Genomic DNA, 18,113 nt, shown 5'->3' on the forward strand with positions numbered 1-18,113 from the left:
TATAAGCTTATTTATTAAAACCAATCAAATATTTTTCTGATTGAAGAACCTTCATTCTGATCGTTCAGCCTTTTCATTTTTGAAGGTAACAAATGACTAGGACAATACCACGTTAAACAATTCATCGCGCCTCCCATTGTCGATATTTCTCCTACATGACTTTGAATAACTTGTTTCTCAGTATGCTGTTGAATATATCTTAAAACTTCCTCATCTTTAGCTAATCCAAACTTAGGAACGTAAAGCGTATCACATGTTTCTAACATATTTATATATAAACCTTTTGCTGACGCTATCTCTTCATCGTATTGACCCTTCTCTGTATATGACGAAGGAACAACTATAAATTCAGCCTCTGGCATTTGCTCTTGAATAATCTCTTGAACCTTATATCTAAATTCATGATCCCCTAAAAAATCACTAATAAACATTGTATGTTCATCAATAAATTTAACCATCCCGTCTGCGTGTGCAAGTACATCTCCCTCTTCAGCAGGAATAATAATAACCCGACTCACATCTAAATCCCATTCCAGTTGCTCTATAATTTCTTCTTCCGTCCAATCATAATTATCATCAAATATGCGTTCCGTTAATATAACGGTATCTTTTTTATTCCAAATAAGATTTCCACCGTCTAATATCAATGGAGATGTCACATATTCAAAATCGTTCTTTTTCAACCATTTATTAAATTGTTGATCTAAATATCGTCCTTGATCTTTCGGTAAATAATTCGGTTGATATTTGAATTTAACTAGATGATTTGTTACAACTGGTGCAACATCTCTTAGCCAAATATCATCATACTCAAAAAAGTTTGTATGAAAGTCTTGCTCTTCAACAGATAAAGATATAAGTTGATCGGTAAATGCTTTATTTTCATTTAAGTATTCATTAAAATAAATAATGTCTTCATAAAATGGTCGATAATATTCATTCGATTCATCTGGTATTGCAGTAAAAATAATGCCACTATGTTTTTGTTCCATATTACTTACCTCGCTTTTTAATAATGATTGAATAACTGTTTTCAATAAGCCAACTATTCCCCAATTCATTTCTCTTTTCATTACAATTTTTGAAACGTGCACATTTCATGAATGGATTATAGCACGGAGAAATATTATATATTTATATAAAAAATATAAAGACGTCGTTAAGCCGTAAACTGACTCTTGACAAGATTTTTAAATTTTAATCGTCGTACACAATGAAGGATTAGATGATTTTTTTATCAAGATTCAAATCCATTACTTCTAATAGAGCGTTTTGATTATATAAATTCACTAAATGCGTTTCTACACCAATGCAAATCCCTTCTAGCGGCAGATCGTTTGGATCTTGACCAAATGGATCCTCAATTTCAACTCCTATTGCTTCAATCCCTATAAATGCAAAACTTATAAACGTAGTTGCAAGTACTGTAAACCATCCAAGACTATCAACAAGACCAATCGATAAAGTCCCGCAAAATATGAGCAGTAAAATTTTAATATGAGCAAAATATGCAAAAGGAATAGGCGTTGTTTTGATCCGATCACATCCACCCACAGCCGTAAGCAGAGTATTCAAATCAGCTTCCATATTAATTATTGCATTTGGGTGAATTTGACCCGTTTTCAAACCTTTTGATAGTATAGTTTTTAACATAAAAACTATACTAATCGGTAAATGAATAGACTCAGCCAACATTTCTTTTTCCTTCTCAGAACAAATATCAAACAATGCTTTTATTTCGGATAAATCTTTTTCGTCTCTCAAATGTCCTTTCGCTATCTTTGGAAAAGCAATTAACAAATGTAAAAATTTTAATTTTTCCTGATCCGTCTTTTTCCCTTCAGACTCCCAATAACATAAAAAACTAACTGCCAAATTTCTAGTACAAGCACCAACCGTGCCAAATAACTTTCTACCTTCCCAATACCTATCATAGGCAGTGTTAGTACGAAAAACTAACAGTAGACCTAAAGCTCCTCCAACAATTACCCAAGGAGTTTGATTAATTTTTATTTCTACATAATAATAATTAATCACAGTTACTATCGTTGAAATACATATATATAATAAAATTTGCGGGAAAATATCTCTTATAACTGTTCCCTTTAATGTAAATATTTGATGTAAACTATTTTGATTATTGTAATGAACCATACTTACAAAAACCTCTTTCCTTATTAACCTTTTATTCTTTTAAATTATGAAAGTATACAATTAAATAGTAGAATCATAAACCCTATTATTATAAAACTGGTTAAGATTATTTCTTTCAATACTGTTACTCCTTTTTACCAAAAGATAAAACATCTTTTTTGATTTAAACAACAAACGTTCACTCTTCTAAATCACGACGCATTATTTTAGAATTTGCAATGAATAAAGCACTAATTAATACAAGAATCGCGCAAGCATATATCAATGAATCCATTGGACTATCATGGTCTATAATAATTAGACGAATAATAGCCGTAATACCTATATATATAAAATAACGTAATGGAAAATGAAAGTTCATTTGAAAATACTTTATAATCATTACGATGAATTCAAAATATAAAAAGAATACGACAATGCTATCAATTAAATGATAACTAGATTCCTCACTATTTAATTTAAGTTCTTGTATAAATTGAATGACTTCTTTCATAAGAAACACACTTAAAACAATTCCCAAACAGATCAAAGCTACATTTATAATGTACTGTAGAACGATAGGGAAAAACGAAAATACTTTTTTAAAATTCTTTACCACAAACATTTTTCTCCTTTTCCATATAAACCAATAATGACAATATACTTTTATTCAATTATCGTTACATCAAAATTATACATTATATCCTTGTTACAGATGTTAAAACAAGACAAAATAAGTAAAGATAGCATTTCACCTATTTTGTCTATAAAGCAACATAACGAAACTATCATCGATTACTTCAATTGAATCGGTTGTTGCTGTGTCACACAATGGATCATTCCGCCATTTTTATAAAGCTCTCTCACATCAATTCCCACTACTTTACGATCCGGGTATAATTTCTGAATCGTATCGTTTGCGATTTTGTCATTTGGATCATTATAGTTAGGAACCAATACAACTGTATTCCCAACATAATAATTGATATACGACCCCTTATAATCTAGAGTTTTTCCACCTTCTAAAGTAACTTTATCTTTACTAAGCGGTAAGTATTCGTACTTATATTTCTGTCCTGAAGCATTTTTTGCATCTAACAATTTATCCATATCTTTGTTTGACAAGCCCCATTCAGCCAAGTCATCTTCTGCCATCGTTACGATTGTAGATTTATCATGGAATTTAGCAAATCCATCAATATGAAAATCAGTAATATCTAAATTAGGCACTCCATCTAACCAAATAAAGTTTGTCACCCCAAGGTCACTTATATATTTTTCAATTTCCGCTTCTGATAAATCAGGATTTCTATTTTTATTCGTTACTGCGCTTCGAGTTAATAAAGCAGTCCCATTGCTGTCTAATTCAATTGCGCCACCTTCAAGGACAAATTTCCCCCAATCAATTCTTTCAATCCCTAATTGTTTACTAACATTCTCACGTATACGGGCATCATTTTTATATGGAGTTTTCTTTCCCCAACCATTAAATGCTGGATCTAATATTTTTAGATTTTTATTATTGTCATAAACAAAAATCGGTCCACTATCTCTTGCCCACACATCATCAGTAGGAGCTATAAAGAAATCAACTTTATCCATATTCAGCCCCTTATCTATTAAAAGCTTATTGATTCGCTCTTTCTCTTCCTCATCATATGCAACAATGTGGACTTTTTCACCCTCAGTTAAAGCACTTGCCATCTTAATCCAAATAGGTTCAACTTCTTGTTTATACTCTTGACCATATGTGTATTCATGAGGCCATTGTAGCCATGTACCTTCATGTTTATCTTTTTCATCCGGCATCGTATATTTTCCAGCGTTTTTCTGTACCTCTACTTTTTTATCCTCTTTCTCTTTCCCTTTGGCATTTTCATTATTCCCTTCAAAAGAACATCCACTAATAATCGTTGTAGATAATGTAGCTATTAAACAAAACTTTACTATTTTTTTCATTTTTCAACCTCCTGTTCATGTCTACAATACTGTAAGGCTTAACATAGTGTGAAGCTCAAGCTTTTTCATCAATGTAAAAATTACCAATTATTCTTCCGCATGATAATCACATAATTTCAATACAAATAGATGACATTCACAAAATACACTTCCTATATTTAACATCCATATCATTTAACTTCCTTCATAAATTTATTCTAATACTAATCCCCTCTCATACATGCTTGTTCACTAAATAAAAAAATCGGTATTGATAATTTTATATCAATACCGATTTTCAAATAATTATTTTCCTTCTATTAAATCATTCGCTAATTTCCTAAACTCTTGATTAAATGTATCATTCATACCATTTTGTACGTTAGAGAATAATATTACAAACGTTCTTTTATCCCAGTTAAAATTATTAAAAGTGTTCCAGCCAGCTAATACACCGTGGTTATGATAATAATCTGGGTAAATATAGAAGCTAAATCCATATTTTCTCGCAGGTGATACTGTAAACATATCTGATAAGCTTTGTTTAGAAATCAGCTTTCCATCCATAATAGCCTCATCTAATCTTTTCATATCTTCAACGGTCGTATACATTTCACCACAACCATACAGCCAGTTCATTTTTAAGCGGGGTGTAGCTATTAACTCATTATCTTTTTTCGTGTAACCTTCTGCTAAGAAAATATCTTCAGGGAGAGTTGCACCCATACCAGATTCATTCATTTCAACAGGAGTAAAAATGTTTTCTTTCACATATTCAGCAAGCGGTTTATTCGATATCTTTTCTACAATATACGCAAGTACCATATAATTATAATCTGTATATTTCCATCCTGTCCCTGCAGGAAATTGCAACTTTTGCGCTCCAATCCACGTTACTAACTTTAAACGTGATGCCGCATCAACACTACCTTGTCCCTGATCTGGTAACCCGGACGTATGTGTTAACAAATTTCGTAACGTAATGTTTTTATCTGCTGGAAACGATGGAATATACTTATTTACATTGTCTTCAATATTCAATTTCCCTTTTTCTCTTAGCTGTAATATAGATATTGCAACTACTGTTTTCGTTATGGAACCGATGCGATATTTTGTTCTTGGCGTTGTTAAAACTTTATCTTTTACATTCGCATACCCGTAGCCTTTTCGTAAAACCACATTATTTTTATCCGTTACGAGAACCGTCCCGTTAAATCCTTTATCTTTTAAATATTGATCGAGTTTCGTTGCTGCAATATCATAACGTTTTTGCTGATTCGCATCAACTTTCGGTTGAACATTTCCAACTTTATCCTCAAAATTTGAAAATGCCTTCAAACTGTATTTCTTTTCTTTATTTGCATGTATGAGTGCAGCGACACTCCCACAAAAAATAGCAAAAACAAAGAAAGCGATTAACCATTTCTTAAACATATGGGAACCCTCTTTTATCTAGTTTCACTTTATACTTTTCCATTCTATTCTATATCTTTTAGTTTTTAAATATCTTATAATCTATCTACTCTATTATTCCTCATAGTAAACTAGATTCCTTTTTCTAACGTTCAAATTTTAACTACTCTCTATTGTAGTTCTTTTTTACAAAATTTCCACCTTACAATCGGATACATCCAACTTTAATTTTAATTTTTTATGTAACATTCGTTACACATTAACAAGAATGGAGGCGTTAATTTGAAAAAGACCGATAAGCGCAATCGTTTAGATGATATGATGTTTCATTATCGAGTAACAAAAAACAATATAGATTTAATTGAATATTACGGAAAACAGATTATAATTTTAAAAGGAAATGATGCTGAAAAATTTTTAAACAAAATAAATCGGGCAAGTAACGAAAAAGAAAAACAGCTTATTATGGCTAAAATTACAGGTAATTTCAAAAGAGGAAATGAGCGTTAATGAAAACGAATCTCATTTCTAAATTGATTATACAGCATATAAAAAAAGAAATGTCACTCTCACGACATTTCTTTAGATTTTCTTCATAAAAGATTTACATTTTTAATATTCGTTTACTTTTACATAAACTCACTACTGAAACGCTTAGTAATGCAGCTATCCCCATCCATGCATATGTGTAGCCTTTTCCATCTACTATATAACCAAACAAAGCAGGTGCAAAGATAATAGCAATTTGATTAAGTGTAAGCGCAAAACTCACTGTTAGACCTACCAATTCCTCACTTGCAGACTCAGCAACTTCAACCATAAAAAGACTAAACCAACCGATCGCAAAGAATCCTAGCAGTCCGCTCATCACAAACAATGCCTCAAGTGTCATTGTGTTTATACTCATTACAACAACGAAAATTAAGCAAAAAGATATACATACAGTTATTAATAAAGGTGTACGACGATCACCTTTGTAATATGTATCACTTATTGTAGCTAATATAATTCGGCCTATCATTCCTGCAACTAGCATAACTGAAAATACTTTCCCTGCTACAATAGGTGTTATCGATTTTTCAATGACTAAAAATTTTATAAAATGTCCGACTAATATCATTTGTAAAGAAATCATGCAAATACCTGTAATAAAAATTGGATACAGCTCTTTTTTACATATTACCTTTTTTAACTGCATCCAAAAAGAAATACTTACATTTTCTTGGCTCGTGTGTTCTCGTACGTACGATTCCTTATAAAATATGAAAAACAATAACCCGCCTATTATACATATAGTTGCAATTACATTTATCGTATAAGCTAAACTAAATTTAATTGTAAGCAAAGGGATTATTACTCCTGCAAACGCTCCGCCAATAGGTATACCAGCTTGCCGTATTCCCATAGCTAATCCGCGCATTTCTTTCGGAAACCATTTCAAGATTACTTTACTTCCCCCTGGCTGAGATACACTATAAAAGGTCCCTATTAAAAGAAGAACAAATAATAACCCAATAAAGCCCCTTGCCGTATGAGCAAGTAACAGTGCCCCACCAAGTAATACAGCACTCGCTCCAATTAATATTCTTTCATTATATCGATCAAGTAACCTTCCGGCAAAAAGCATACAAAACAACGGACCAATATTTACAGCACTTATTAACAACCCAACCTGCATATTCGAAAGTGCATATTTCTCTTTCCAAAATAACGCAAGTACCCCTACTCCATATGTTATAAGTGTTGCACTTGCCTGTGCTACCGTTGCCAAAGTTAACATGATCCATTTATTAGAACTACTGTACTTTTCAATTTTTTCTTCACTTATCAACGTTATCTCCCCCATATCCCTTTCATTGTATGAAGGTTCTGATATCATGTAAAATAAGTGTTAATAATAGAATCCATCAAAAAAATTGATACCTTTTTCGGGGTGATAATAAATGGACATAAAAGATTTAACGGTTTTTTACGAAGTTGCGACAGTAGGAAATATATCTCATGCTGCTAAAAACTTAAACTATGTACAATCAGGTGTAACGATGCGTATAAAACAACTAGAAATTGAGTTAGGTGTGCCTTTATTTTATCGAAATGGAAAAGGCGTTACTTTAACTTCTAACGGAGAAATTTTATTAACATATGCAAAACAAATCATCCATCTAATCGATCAATCCATTCAAGCTGTCCAAAGTAACGGAACCGAGCCAAAAGGCACGTTAAAAATCGGGTGTACAGAATCGACAACAGCCGTTCGTCTCCCACCTATATTAACGACCTATTATGAAAAGTATCCAGAAGTCGAATTTATTTTAGAAACAAATACGACCGAACGGTTAACTCAACTCGTCTTAGACCGTCAACTGGATGGAGCATTCATCGCTGGAAATATTCAGCATGTTGAACTTCATACACTTTTATTTCGAGAAGAAGAACTCGTTCTCATTAGTAAGACTCCTCTATCTTCCTTTAAAACAATAGGAGAACTGAATTTACTCGCTTTTAGTCAAGGATGTTATTACAGAAAACTATTAGAAAACTGGCTTCAAGAAGAAGGGATTTCACCTAAAAGAATACTAGAGTTCGGAACAATTGAAGCAATACTTGCATGTGTAAAATCAGGTATGGGTACGGCTATTATGCTGAAATCTATTATTCCAGATTACGAACATGGTTTATCTTTAAATACATTACCAAATCACTTTAGAAAGGTTCCTACTACCTTTATTATTCGAAAAGATATTTTCCACTCAGCTGCCTTGCAAAAATTTATGGAGATGATCAACAATGCGTGAAAAAAAATACGCGGAATGAAACGAAAAACAAAAACTCTTATAAAAAGAATTGAAGACTCTACTAAAGCATTTCCGTCTACTTTCTATAACGATGAATACTGGCATATGCCTTTACCAGGCTCTCAAGCTTTTATCGATTCTAGTACAACACCTAGGAAAGTAAAGCGATTGTGCATTCAAACCCTGTTAAATCAAGCGAATCAATTAATGACAATGAAACCGAACGATACAAATACATATCGAGTCGTTGTTATGATCAAAATAGCAAGCTTATGGAACTCACAAATCATCATATTTAAAAACGATGACTACTTTCAAAATTTTTTCAATAGAGATAACGAATTTCAAAAATGGATTCCCCTCTCCAATGCTTCCGACTTCGGGCATGAATGGAAAATATCAATTTCTAACAGTGTCCAAACATTGCATTTCCAAGAGATAATCAAGGATGAAGATGGATTTTATGATGAAGGAGAACTTTTGTTTATAGGAGAGTTATCATAAAAGGGGAACTGTCAAATGAAAAACTTCCCTTTTTCCACTAAACAACATCGCTATATAATGAATTTAACATTTCACTATATAGGAGGTTTTCATATGGTAATCCCTAAATACCCTGAAGTCCCACATCTTACGAAAAAACAAATTGAAGAAATAACCGAAATCGCTTTCCTAAAAGAATCAACACCACAACAGTGTGATGCAATTTTCGTTTTCGGTGGTTCCCATCCTGGTAATTGGCAAGCTCCTTTACATGCTTATCAACAAGGTTTAGGTGCACAAATTATCGTCACAGGTGGTACTAGTTTACATGGAATGAAACATCCAAACTGGAATTATGGAGATTTATCAGAATCAGAAGTAATTGTTAACAAGTTAATTGAACACGGTGTACCGGAAGATGCTATCATTTTCGAGAAAAACTCTCTCCATTCTATCGCAAATGTAATTGAAGCTAAGAATATCTTTGATTTTACAACAATTAATAGTTTACTATTTGTATGTAAAAGCTTAGGAGCAGGCCGGCAATATAGAGTATTAAAAAAACATTTACCAAAACATATAACTTGTATTCCATATACATTTGATACAAGTTTTGATGGTGATTTTATAATTAATAGATATAATTGGATGGAAAATGAGAAAAGTCGCTCTATGATTTTCGGCGAATACTTGAGAAATGTTTGCTACGGCCGAAAAGGTGGAATTGAACCTCCTGAGAAAGAGATTGAAGGATTAGAAAAATACGTAGTATATTACCAACATCTTGCATAATATTTTTTCAACATAAAAAATATCGGGAAGCCAATATAAAGGCTTCCCGAATATTCTAATGATGCATAAATAACACTAAAATTACTTTTCCTTTTTCATTCCCCCACATAGACGCCTACCATTGTACACATATTGTTTAACATATTAAGCCAACGCAGCTGGCGGCAATAATTGTGGTCCTTCCCCGGTGCGTGCCAATACCCAATCATCGTAATACCACATTTCTGTTTGGCGACGACTCATCATATAATCCCAGCGTACTTCTCGCTCAAATTCAATGATTTGTCCGTCACCACCAATTGTCACCCAGTTAAAACTTCCGTTATTATGCATCATCTTTATCCATAGAACAGGAAACTCCACAGTTTGTCCCCCGTCAACATAATGTCTAGTTTGTTTTTCTATACGAAGTAAAGTTAGGCCCTTTGCATATTGTCGATCAACCTTTTCCATTACATCCATCGCTATTTTCTCTGCCTCATCCTTATGAGGTAGTTTATTAGCGTATACTGGCATCATATTCGTGTAACTTAAAAGATGCTTACTCTTTTGAGAAGTAATAGTTGTTATATGAAAGCCACCATAATTCAGTGGTTCTTCTGCTTTTGAAATACAAGCGGTGTTTTTATATTTAATTACATAATAAACGATTCATTATCTCTTCAAGTAATATACCCGGCTTTACTACCTCATTTTCCGTACGCCATCCAATAAATCCATCTGGTCTTATTACTACCGCTCCTCCATTTTCTATCCCGTATAGTTTTCTAAAAAAGTTACCTTGATGGATAAAATCACCAGTTAAACCTACCTGATACACTTTTATCTTTACTCCTAATCCAGATGAAACAACATTTGCAGCTTCAGTCCAAGTACTAGGCTCTGCTCCAGTAAGTAACACAAAGTTGCTACCAAATAGATCAAGTATAGAAACTTCTTTTCCTTCATAAGTTCCCCAAAAATGTGGCGCACGCGTTCCCGGGCGTCCGTTCAAATCAACTATATTCATTCTATGCGGTGTGTTACATTCGTCTATAATTGCTTCTGAGCAATACTGATAACCAGCAGTGACAGCTAAACTATCCATATTACTCAAATTACCTTCCTCTCTATTCGCAGCACGAAATAATATACTACTCGCATGGTCCGTCGTTAATTTTGCAACAGGATATCTCTCGTCATGATAGGTTTCTAACAATTTTGGATTTGCTTTCCCTTTTATAACAGCCGCTAATTTCCAAGCTAAATTATGTGCATCTTGTATTCCTGTATTTGAACCGAATCCTCCTGTTGGCGGCATAATATGCGCCGAGTCACCAACTAAAAAGATGCGATTGTCCTGAAATTTTACCGCTGTACTTTCACTCGCTTCCCACGGCAAAACACTTACTATTTCTGGCTTAATATCCGTACTTCCAATTGCAGTTTGAATAATTTGTTTACAGCGTTCTATAGAGAAATCCTCTGGTCGCTCCCCTTTTACTGGATCATAAGCTACATGATAAATCCATTTACTTTCGTTATCGACTGGAATAAGCGCACCAATTACTTCTGGATGAAGTATCATAGTAAAACCGAATGCGTCTCCTTTAATAAATTCACTCAAATCCGCTTCAAAATATATGTTCATATAATAACCACCGATTGTACCACGGCCCTCGGTTAAAATACCTAACTGTTCACGTATTTTACTTTTCGCTCCATCTGCTGCAATTACATAATCACAATGAATCATGCTCTCTTCTTTCGTTTTACGATTTCGAATCGTTGCTATTACTCCGTTTCCATTTTGCTCATAAGAAACTAGTTCATGATAAAAAGATAGCTTCCCGCCTAATCTCTGTGCTTCTTGTAACATCATCTCCTCTAAAGTAATTTGATAACAAGCAGTTTGTTTTGATGGGCTAATCTCTTCCACTTTACGAAATAAATTTTCGTTATTTTCATACTGCGCCGCCCTTATTTGTTCCAACTCTTCATGCTTTACCTCAGCTATTGTTTGAACTGCAATTCTCCCGTGACAATTCTCTAATGCTTTACCAGCTAATCTAATTCCTTTTTCTAGACCCAGTTCTCGGAATAATTCCATTGTGCGAAATGTAATTCCACCCGCTTTCGGATGAATCGCAGTAGACGGATGCCTTTCAATAAGTACATAATCAATGTTATGTTTCGCAAGAAATAATGCAGACGATAATCCTGATAATCCCCCTCCAACAATTAAAACTGGTACATGTTTCGATTCCATACATTTTCCCTCCACATATATTCTTCTGAGCTCAGTGACATAAATATAATCAAAAAACCAACAAAAATATAGACTTATATTTCATTTTGAATTATCATATAGATAGATTACGCCCCAAATTACTTCTATCCTTTCATACATCTACAAGTCACTTAATTTGTGTGTGTATGAAAGGATAAAAAAGAAGGCCCTACTTTACTTTGAACTATTCTCTGATATAGACATCAAAAATAATAAAAACATTATAAGCGGTCGTAACCTTGTAAATTATACAAGGTTACGACCGCTTATTTTATTGTTAAATGGCTACCCTTTATCCTCGGCAGACAACGCATTGTTAAATCATTTCCTACCGTTCAACTCCATTATTTTCTATTCCCTATAATAACTACTCCATTATTTTCTATACGTACAAATTGATTCGTCTCGATTTTCTTTCTCAATATTGCAGCTCATACAACATTCATGTAGCATTACCGTATCGATGTAATGGTTCATCATCTTAAACCTTTCGACTAATTATTGGAGGTATAGTGATTGAAATGAATAAACAAGAACAATTAAATGTTATTAAAGAAGATTTTATTAATTGTCAAAAAGTATTAGTGGCAATTGGTGACGAAACACGTCAAGCTATTTTGTTAGTTCTAATGAAAACAGAATGTCAAACTGGATTACGTGTTGGCGAAATCACTAAACAAACACACCTTTCTCGACCAGCAGTATCACATCACCTTAAGATTTTACGAGAAGCTGGTATTATTTTAATGCGTAAAGAAGGTACAAAGAACTTTTATTATATTGACATACGTACAAAATTAGGATTATTAAAAAATCTTGTATTAGATATTGAGAAGCTACTGCAAAACTTTTATTGAACTTTGGAGGTATAAGAAATGAGAGCAATGGTGATTGATAAGTACGGGAAAGTTCCAATGCGTATGACTGAGATGCCCACCCCTGAAATAAATGATTATGAGGTGCTCGCAGAAATTCATGCAGCTAGCATTAACCCAATTGATTTTAAAATACGCGATGGAAAAGTGAAGTTGTTACTTAAATATAAAATGCCCCTTATTCTTGGTAATGACTTTTCTGGTGTCATTGTAAAAGTCGGAACAAAGGTGACTCAATTTAAAGTTGGTGATGAAATATATGCACGTCCAAGAAAAGATAAGATCGGTACTTTTGCGGAATATATAGCCATTCATGAAGATGATATAGCCTTAAAACCGAAAAATTTAACTTTTGAGGAAGCGGCGTCGATTCCACTCGTTGGCTTAACATCATATCAAGCATTACATGACATCATGCAATTACAAAAAGGACAAAAGATTTTGATTCACGCTGGATCCGGCGGTGTTGGTACTTTCGCAATTCAGTTAGCAAAAATAATGGGTGCCACTGTTGCAACAACTGCTAGTGAAGCTGGTGAAAATTTAGTAAAGTCTCTTGGCGCAGATGAAATTATTAATTACAAAAAAGAAAAGTTTGAAGATATACTGAAAAATTATGATGCGGTATTTGATACACTTGGCGGTACAACACTTGAAAAATCATTCGATATTATAAAAAGCGAAGGGAACATTGTTTCCGTTTCAGGAATGCCGAATGCTCGCTTCGGTAAAGAATTTGGTTCAGGATTTTTCAAAACACTCTTATTTTCATTAGCAAGCAAAAAACTTACTGCACTTGAAAAAAAGCATAATGCTCAATATTCGTTTTTGTTTATGAAACCAAGCGGAGATCAATTACGTATAATTGCAAAGTATATTGAATCTGGACAAATCAAACCTATAATCGATCGCATTTTCCCTTTTGAAGATACTCAAAAAGCAATGGAATATTCAGAGTCTGGAAGAGCAAAAGGAAAGATAATTGTAAAAATCAAATAATAATAAAACTCCATTTTTTTAAAATGGAGTTTTATTATTTGCTGTTAAATAGACATAGTGCAATGAAGTCCTTACAATAGATTTCAAGGGGAAATATCATATTATACTTTTAGCTAATTTTACAAAGAATACATACGTACAAATACATAATAAAAAAATAAACAAGGAGGAGATAAAATGACTAAAAATAATGAAGCAGGTTGGAATTTAGATAATAGTTATACGACTTTACCACAATCATTTTATACAGAAATCCCCCCAACTCCTGTACACTCACCGGAGTTAATTAAACTAAATAATTCTTTAGCAATATCTCTTGGCTTTAATCCTGAGGAACTAAAAAAGGACGCTGAAATCGCCATTTTAGCTGGTAATACTATTCCAGAAGGAGCTCATCCACTAGCTCAAGCGTATGCTGGGCACCAATTTGGTCATTTCAACATGTTAGGAGATGGTCGTGCCCTTTTAATTGGAGAACAAATTACTCCTTCAGGCGAACGGTTTGATATTCAATTGAAAGGTTCCGGTCCAACTCCATATTCGCGCCGTGGTGATGGTCGCGCTGCACTCGGTCCAATGCTACGTGAGTATATTATTAGTGAAGCGATGTACGCGCTTGATATTCCAACTACTCGCAGTTTAGCAGTAGTCTCAACTGGCGAAACAATCTATCGCGAAACGAAGTTACCTGGAGCTATTTTAACTAGAGTTGCAAGCAGTCATATACGCGTTGGAACATTCCAATACGCCGCAGCTCGAGGCTCAATCGAAGATCTCAAAGCTTTAGCTGATTATACGATAAAAAGACATTATCCAGAGGTTGAATCTACTGAAAATCCATATGTCGCACTACTACAAGAAGTCATTAAGAGACAAGCAAGCCTTATCGCAAAATGGCAACTCGTTGGCTTCATTCACGGCGTAATGAACACTGACAATATAACGATTAGCGGTGAAACGATTGATTACGGTCCATGTGCCTTTATGGATAATTATAATCAAGGAACAGTATTTAGCTCTATTGACACACAAGGCCGTTATGCATACGGAAATCAACCATATATGGCTGCATGGGATCTCGCACGTTTAGCTGAATCTTTAATACCGATACTACATGAAGATGAAGAAGAAGCACTAAAAATTGCACAAGATGAAATTTCAAAGTTCAGTGTGCAGTACGAAAACAATTGGTTCCTCGGAACGAAGAAGAAATTAGGACTATTTAGCAATGAAGAGCAAGATCAATCACTTATTGAGAAACTTTTAAAAGCAATGGAAAAATATAAAGCAGATTATACAAATACATTCCGTGCATTAACTGACAATATATTAGAAAATGCACCTTTATTTGAAAGTCCTGAATTTAAAGAATGGTACGAGCTATGGCAATCTCGGTTAGAAAGACAAAAAGAATCGAAAGATGATGCATACAAATTAATGAAAAATAACAACCCAGTAATCATCCCTCGAAACCACAGAGTAGAAGAAGCACTAGAAGCAGCTGTTAAAAATGGAGACTATAGCGTAATGGAGAAACTTCTTCAAGCTTTAGCAAATCCTTATGAATATTCTCAAGAACAAGCGGATTACTGCACGCCTCCAGCGCCGTCGAATCGTCCTTATCGTACTTTTTGTGGGACGTGATTGTTTAATATGTAAAAAGGTGTGTTCATACAAATTGTGTGAACACACTTTTTTTATACACTTCCCTTTTAAACAGATAGACTGAAGCATCTTATAGTTATCCTTACTATATTCCACACTCCCCTCCCTTAAACTAAAGAACAAAACTGACTTTATTCCAATTTGTTTAATAATAAATCCACTAAACAAATATTGAGAAATATAAAACCCCATTTCTAAATATTATTATTTTTGATAATATGTTTTATAAGAATATTCAAAAAGTGAGGGGATTTCATGAACGTTCAACTACAAGGTAATGAACAAATTACAAAACTATTTAATGATTGGTATTTAGCTATGCTAAAGCAAGATGTTTCACAGGCGACGAATTTAAAGCATGAAATTGAGGAAAAGGAACTACATTTTAAAGAAGACGAAAATTTAGCATTATACTATTCCTTACTAGATTTTCGCTATAAAATTTTAACAGCTAGTTTAAGTATTACTAAAGATAGTTTTGATAAGATAGATTCTTATACCATCTCATCTAATCATCCACTTTCTTATTACTATAATTTGTTTAAAGCGATTTATGCTACTTTAACAACAAATTATAACTTAGCGAGTAAACATTATGAAAAAGCAGAGAAACTATTAGTCAATATTTCAGATAAATTAGAGGAAGCAGAATTCAATTATCGATTCGCTATCTTTAATCAACATTTTTATAAACCTATTGAAGCAATTCAGCAAGCAACAAAAGCCAGAGAAATTTTCATTACTGAAAAAGGATTTGAAATAAAATTAGCGCTTTGTGACAACATAATTGGTTCTTCATGTGTATTTTTAAAACAATATGAACAAGCAGAGGAAAAATTCAATTCTGCTCTTTCTATTTTACAAAAATTCAACGAGAATGCTTTAGTTTTAAGTGTTCGCAATAATCTAGGTTGGCTCTATGCAAGTCAAAACCTTTCTCCTCTAGCAATTCGACATTTATCAGAAGTTACAACAAAAATACCTACACATTTTAAAGCGACCTTTTTACAAGCTAGAGAACATTCTAAACTTGGTGAAATAAATATTGCGGAAGAACTTATTAAAAAAGGATTAAAAGTTTGTACAGAACTAAATAATGAAGAATATATACTTCATTTTAAAAATTTAAATTCATTTAACAATAATGAGTCAACTGAAGATCTAGAAAAAATTATTCTTGAAGGAATTACTTATTTCGACAAAGAATCTTTATATAACTACACTCAAGAGTATTCAGAGAAACTAGCTGTTAAATTTTATGATGAAAATAATCATATAAAGGCGAGTGAATATTTTCATAAAGCGTTACAAGCAAAAGAAAAAACGTTTGAGAAAGGAGCTCTAAAATGATTAAAAAAATTAGTTCTCTCGTTTTAGGATTATCTGTTATTGGTATTGTGTCTATTGGAATAAATAGTTCATTTACATATCAAGCAAGTCATGCCGATCTTCCTGCACCACAAAGACCTGATTTTGTTCAATCAGTTGACGTTAGTAAAGACTACAACACGACAACAGCTGAAAAAGCACTTTAAAAAATGAAAGACCTTCAATTAAGAAGGTCTTTTTAAATGCGCTTATTTAGTTAATATAATCCAATATTTTTTCATAGCCAAATGGTAACACCCATGATACTATACAGCCTATCATAATTGAAACACTTAATAAAAAAATAAATTTCCGAAATGATATATCATTCCTCTTGTACCCCGTAAAACAAGCCTTTGTTATAACAAAAACAGTCATCATTATGATAGTCGCTGAAAAGATGGCTACTAAAAACACTTCCATTTTGTTTCCCACTATAAAATATCCTAACTTTAATTTTACCATTAAATGAGTATAACAAAGACAAACTATTTCTTAATATACGGTTTTCTATATGCCTCCGACGGGATTCGAACCCGTACTCCTTTCGTAAGCATAGGCTAAGGGGAACACGCTTCCCTACGGAATTTCACCGACAGGAGTTTCACCTGTCTCAGCTTATTTGCTTTTCGGTGCTTCTGAAACCTTCGCCTTGCGACCCGGTTCTACACTGTTTTCCGGCGCTCTTCCCTTCTAGAGCTACGGAGGCAGTTTTTCTTTCAAGTAAAAGATATTTCTACAAAAATAGAAATATCCCTTTACTTCATATGAAATCACTCTATTTCTTTCATCAAATCAGCAATCCCCCTACTCCCCTCACTACCAACTTTCTCAAGTTCCTCCACAACTAATTTCCGTCTTTGCCCAGAATGATTTTGACTTAACTTCGCTTTTCCTTCTATATTATTTATCTTTATTTTGAACCCAACTATTCCCCTACTTAATCCTTCCATATAATTCGGATCTACATCCTTCAGTGAGTAGGTGCTCTTTGAGTTTTCATATTTATGTACTAAATCTTGAAGAGAATCTATTAATTCCTGTTCATCTTCAACAATTTCTAACTCTCCATATACATGGACCGCAACATAGTTCCATGTTGGTACTGCTTTATTTGTTTCATACCATGACGGAGAGATGTAACTATGTGGTCCTTGAAAAACAGCTAACACTTGTTGATTTTCACTATCTTTCCATTGCTCATTTGGACGTGCAAAATGCCCGGATAAAGTAAGTGTTTCCCTATTTAACAATAACGGTAAATGCGTTGCGTACGGTGCTCCGTTATGTTGAGAAAATAAAGTTGCAAAGCTATTTTGTTCAATAATTTCGTACTTCGTCTCTTCATCTTGTATAGTGAAATGTTTTGGTATGTACATAAGC

Annotated in this window: 19 protein-coding genes; 9 read left to right on the plus strand and 10 right to left on the minus strand. The window is 33.4% G+C overall.

What is annotated here, in order from left to right; translation table 11 throughout:
- Nucleotides 1-14: 14 nt before the first annotated feature.
- The 5 genes from NSQ69_RS17190 to NSQ69_RS17210 form a co-directional block, all read right to left on the minus strand.
- On the minus strand, nucleotides 15-992 hold the full coding sequence (locus NSQ69_RS17190) for an agmatine deiminase family protein (protein ID WP_002128426.1): 978 nt from the start codon (nucleotides 990-992) through the stop codon (nucleotides 15-17).
- 229 nt (nucleotides 993-1,221) lie between these two features.
- Nucleotides 1,222-2,154 (minus strand): bestrophin family protein, encoded by a 933-nt coding sequence (locus NSQ69_RS17195; RefSeq protein ID WP_002087673.1) that lies wholly within the window; start codon nucleotides 2,152-2,154, stop codon nucleotides 1,222-1,224.
- A gap of 178 nt (nucleotides 2,155-2,332) precedes the next feature.
- The gene (gene psiE, locus NSQ69_RS17200; RefSeq protein ID WP_016120597.1) at nucleotides 2,333-2,752 is read right to left on the minus strand and encodes a phosphate-starvation-inducible protein PsiE; all 420 of its coding nucleotides are present in this window, start codon (nucleotides 2,750-2,752) and stop codon (nucleotides 2,333-2,335) included.
- 176 nt (nucleotides 2,753-2,928) lie between these two features.
- The gene (locus tag NSQ69_RS17205; protein WP_002167874.1) at nucleotides 2,929-4,092 is read right to left on the minus strand and encodes an agmatine deiminase family protein; all 1,164 of its coding nucleotides are present in this window, start codon (nucleotides 4,090-4,092) and stop codon (nucleotides 2,929-2,931) included.
- 285 nt (nucleotides 4,093-4,377) lie between these two features.
- Entirely contained in the window at nucleotides 4,378-5,505 is a 1,128-nt protein-coding gene (locus tag NSQ69_RS17210; protein ID WP_002128430.1) for a serine hydrolase domain-containing protein, read from the minus strand.
- A gap of 261 nt (nucleotides 5,506-5,766) precedes the next feature.
- Between NSQ69_RS17210 and NSQ69_RS17215 the strand changes: the two genes are divergently transcribed.
- Complete coding sequence (locus NSQ69_RS17215) at nucleotides 5,767-5,994, plus strand: hypothetical protein (protein ID WP_341099554.1); 228 nt, start codon at nucleotides 5,767-5,769, stop codon at nucleotides 5,992-5,994.
- 94 nt (nucleotides 5,995-6,088) lie between these two features.
- Here NSQ69_RS17215 and NSQ69_RS17220 read toward each other — a convergent pair whose 3' ends face one another.
- Nucleotides 6,089-7,315: an MFS transporter gene (locus tag NSQ69_RS17220; RefSeq protein WP_002128432.1), complete on the minus strand. Its 1,227-nt coding sequence runs from the start codon at nucleotides 7,313-7,315 to the stop codon at nucleotides 6,089-6,091.
- Between the two features lie 112 nt (nucleotides 7,316-7,427).
- On the opposite strand from NSQ69_RS17220, the gene NSQ69_RS17225 reads away from it, so the two are divergent.
- The 3 genes from NSQ69_RS17225 to NSQ69_RS17235 all read left to right on the plus strand — a co-directional run bounded on the left by NSQ69_RS17225 (nucleotide 7,428) and on the right by NSQ69_RS17235 (nucleotide 9,554).
- Nucleotides 7,428-8,279: a LysR family transcriptional regulator gene (locus NSQ69_RS17225; RefSeq protein WP_002167871.1), complete on the plus strand. Its 852-nt coding sequence runs from the start codon at nucleotides 7,428-7,430 to the stop codon at nucleotides 8,277-8,279.
- A 15-nt stretch (nucleotides 8,280-8,294) separates the two neighbouring features.
- A complete protein-coding gene (locus NSQ69_RS17230; protein ID WP_033729923.1) occupies nucleotides 8,295-8,783 on the plus strand; it encodes a DUF3916 domain-containing protein in 489 nt (162 codons plus the stop codon).
- A gap of 93 nt (nucleotides 8,784-8,876) precedes the next feature.
- Entirely contained in the window at nucleotides 8,877-9,554 is a 678-nt protein-coding gene (locus NSQ69_RS17235; protein WP_341099556.1) for a YdcF family protein, read from the plus strand.
- Between the two features lie 144 nt (nucleotides 9,555-9,698).
- Here the strand turns inward: NSQ69_RS17235 and NSQ69_RS17240 are convergent, their stop codons facing one another.
- A complete protein-coding gene (locus tag NSQ69_RS17240; RefSeq protein ID WP_233147358.1) occupies nucleotides 9,699-10,073 on the minus strand; it encodes a hypothetical protein in 375 nt (124 codons plus the stop codon).
- A gap of 112 nt (nucleotides 10,074-10,185) precedes the next feature.
- Nucleotides 10,186-11,802, minus strand: a complete 1,617-nt coding sequence (locus tag NSQ69_RS17245; protein WP_078203392.1) for an FAD-dependent oxidoreductase — start codon at nucleotides 11,800-11,802, stop codon at nucleotides 10,186-10,188.
- 533 nt (nucleotides 11,803-12,335) lie between these two features.
- On the opposite strand from NSQ69_RS17245, the gene NSQ69_RS17250 reads away from it, so the two are divergent.
- From NSQ69_RS17250 to NSQ69_RS17270, 5 genes are all read left to right on the plus strand, one after another.
- Nucleotides 12,336-12,680 carry an ArsR/SmtB family transcription factor gene (locus tag NSQ69_RS17250; protein ID WP_002033417.1) on the plus strand — a complete coding sequence of 115 codons (345 nt, stop codon included), beginning with the start codon at nucleotides 12,336-12,338 and terminating at the stop codon, nucleotides 12,678-12,680.
- A gap of 18 nt (nucleotides 12,681-12,698) precedes the next feature.
- The gene (locus tag NSQ69_RS17255; RefSeq protein ID WP_215585513.1) at nucleotides 12,699-13,697 is read left to right on the plus strand and encodes an NADP-dependent oxidoreductase; all 999 of its coding nucleotides are present in this window, start codon (nucleotides 12,699-12,701) and stop codon (nucleotides 13,695-13,697) included.
- 177 nt (nucleotides 13,698-13,874) lie between these two features.
- Nucleotides 13,875-15,341, plus strand: coding sequence for a protein adenylyltransferase SelO (locus NSQ69_RS17260; protein WP_215585514.1), 1,467 nt, complete (start codon nucleotides 13,875-13,877; stop codon nucleotides 15,339-15,341).
- A gap of 276 nt (nucleotides 15,342-15,617) precedes the next feature.
- Nucleotides 15,618-16,712 (plus strand): response regulator aspartate phosphatase, encoded by a 1,095-nt coding sequence (locus NSQ69_RS17265; protein ID WP_001102705.1) that lies wholly within the window; start codon nucleotides 15,618-15,620, stop codon nucleotides 16,710-16,712.
- On the plus strand, nucleotides 16,709-16,897 hold the full coding sequence (locus tag NSQ69_RS17270) for a Phr family secreted Rap phosphatase inhibitor (protein WP_000592011.1): 189 nt from the start codon (nucleotides 16,709-16,711) through the stop codon (nucleotides 16,895-16,897). Before NSQ69_RS17265 ends, NSQ69_RS17270 begins: the two co-directional genes overlap by 4 nt.
- A 46-nt stretch (nucleotides 16,898-16,943) precedes the next feature.
- On the opposite strand, the gene NSQ69_RS17275 is transcribed toward NSQ69_RS17270, so the two are convergent.
- Both NSQ69_RS17275 and NSQ69_RS17280 read right to left on the minus strand, forming a co-directional pair.
- Entirely contained in the window at nucleotides 16,944-17,153 is a 210-nt protein-coding gene (locus tag NSQ69_RS17275) for a hypothetical protein (RefSeq protein ID WP_341099559.1), read from the minus strand.
- A 350-nt stretch (nucleotides 17,154-17,503) separates the two neighbouring features.
- A complete protein-coding gene (locus NSQ69_RS17280) occupies nucleotides 17,504-18,109 on the minus strand; it encodes an FMN-binding negative transcriptional regulator (protein WP_000275775.1) in 606 nt (201 codons plus the stop codon).
- Between the last annotated feature and the right edge of the window lie 4 nt (nucleotides 18,110-18,113).

It is taken from the genome of Bacillus sp. FSL R10-2201, assembly GCF_038008665.1.
GTDB classification, from domain to species: domain Bacteria; phylum Bacillota; class Bacilli; order Bacillales; family Bacillaceae_G; genus Bacillus_A; species Bacillus_A mycoides.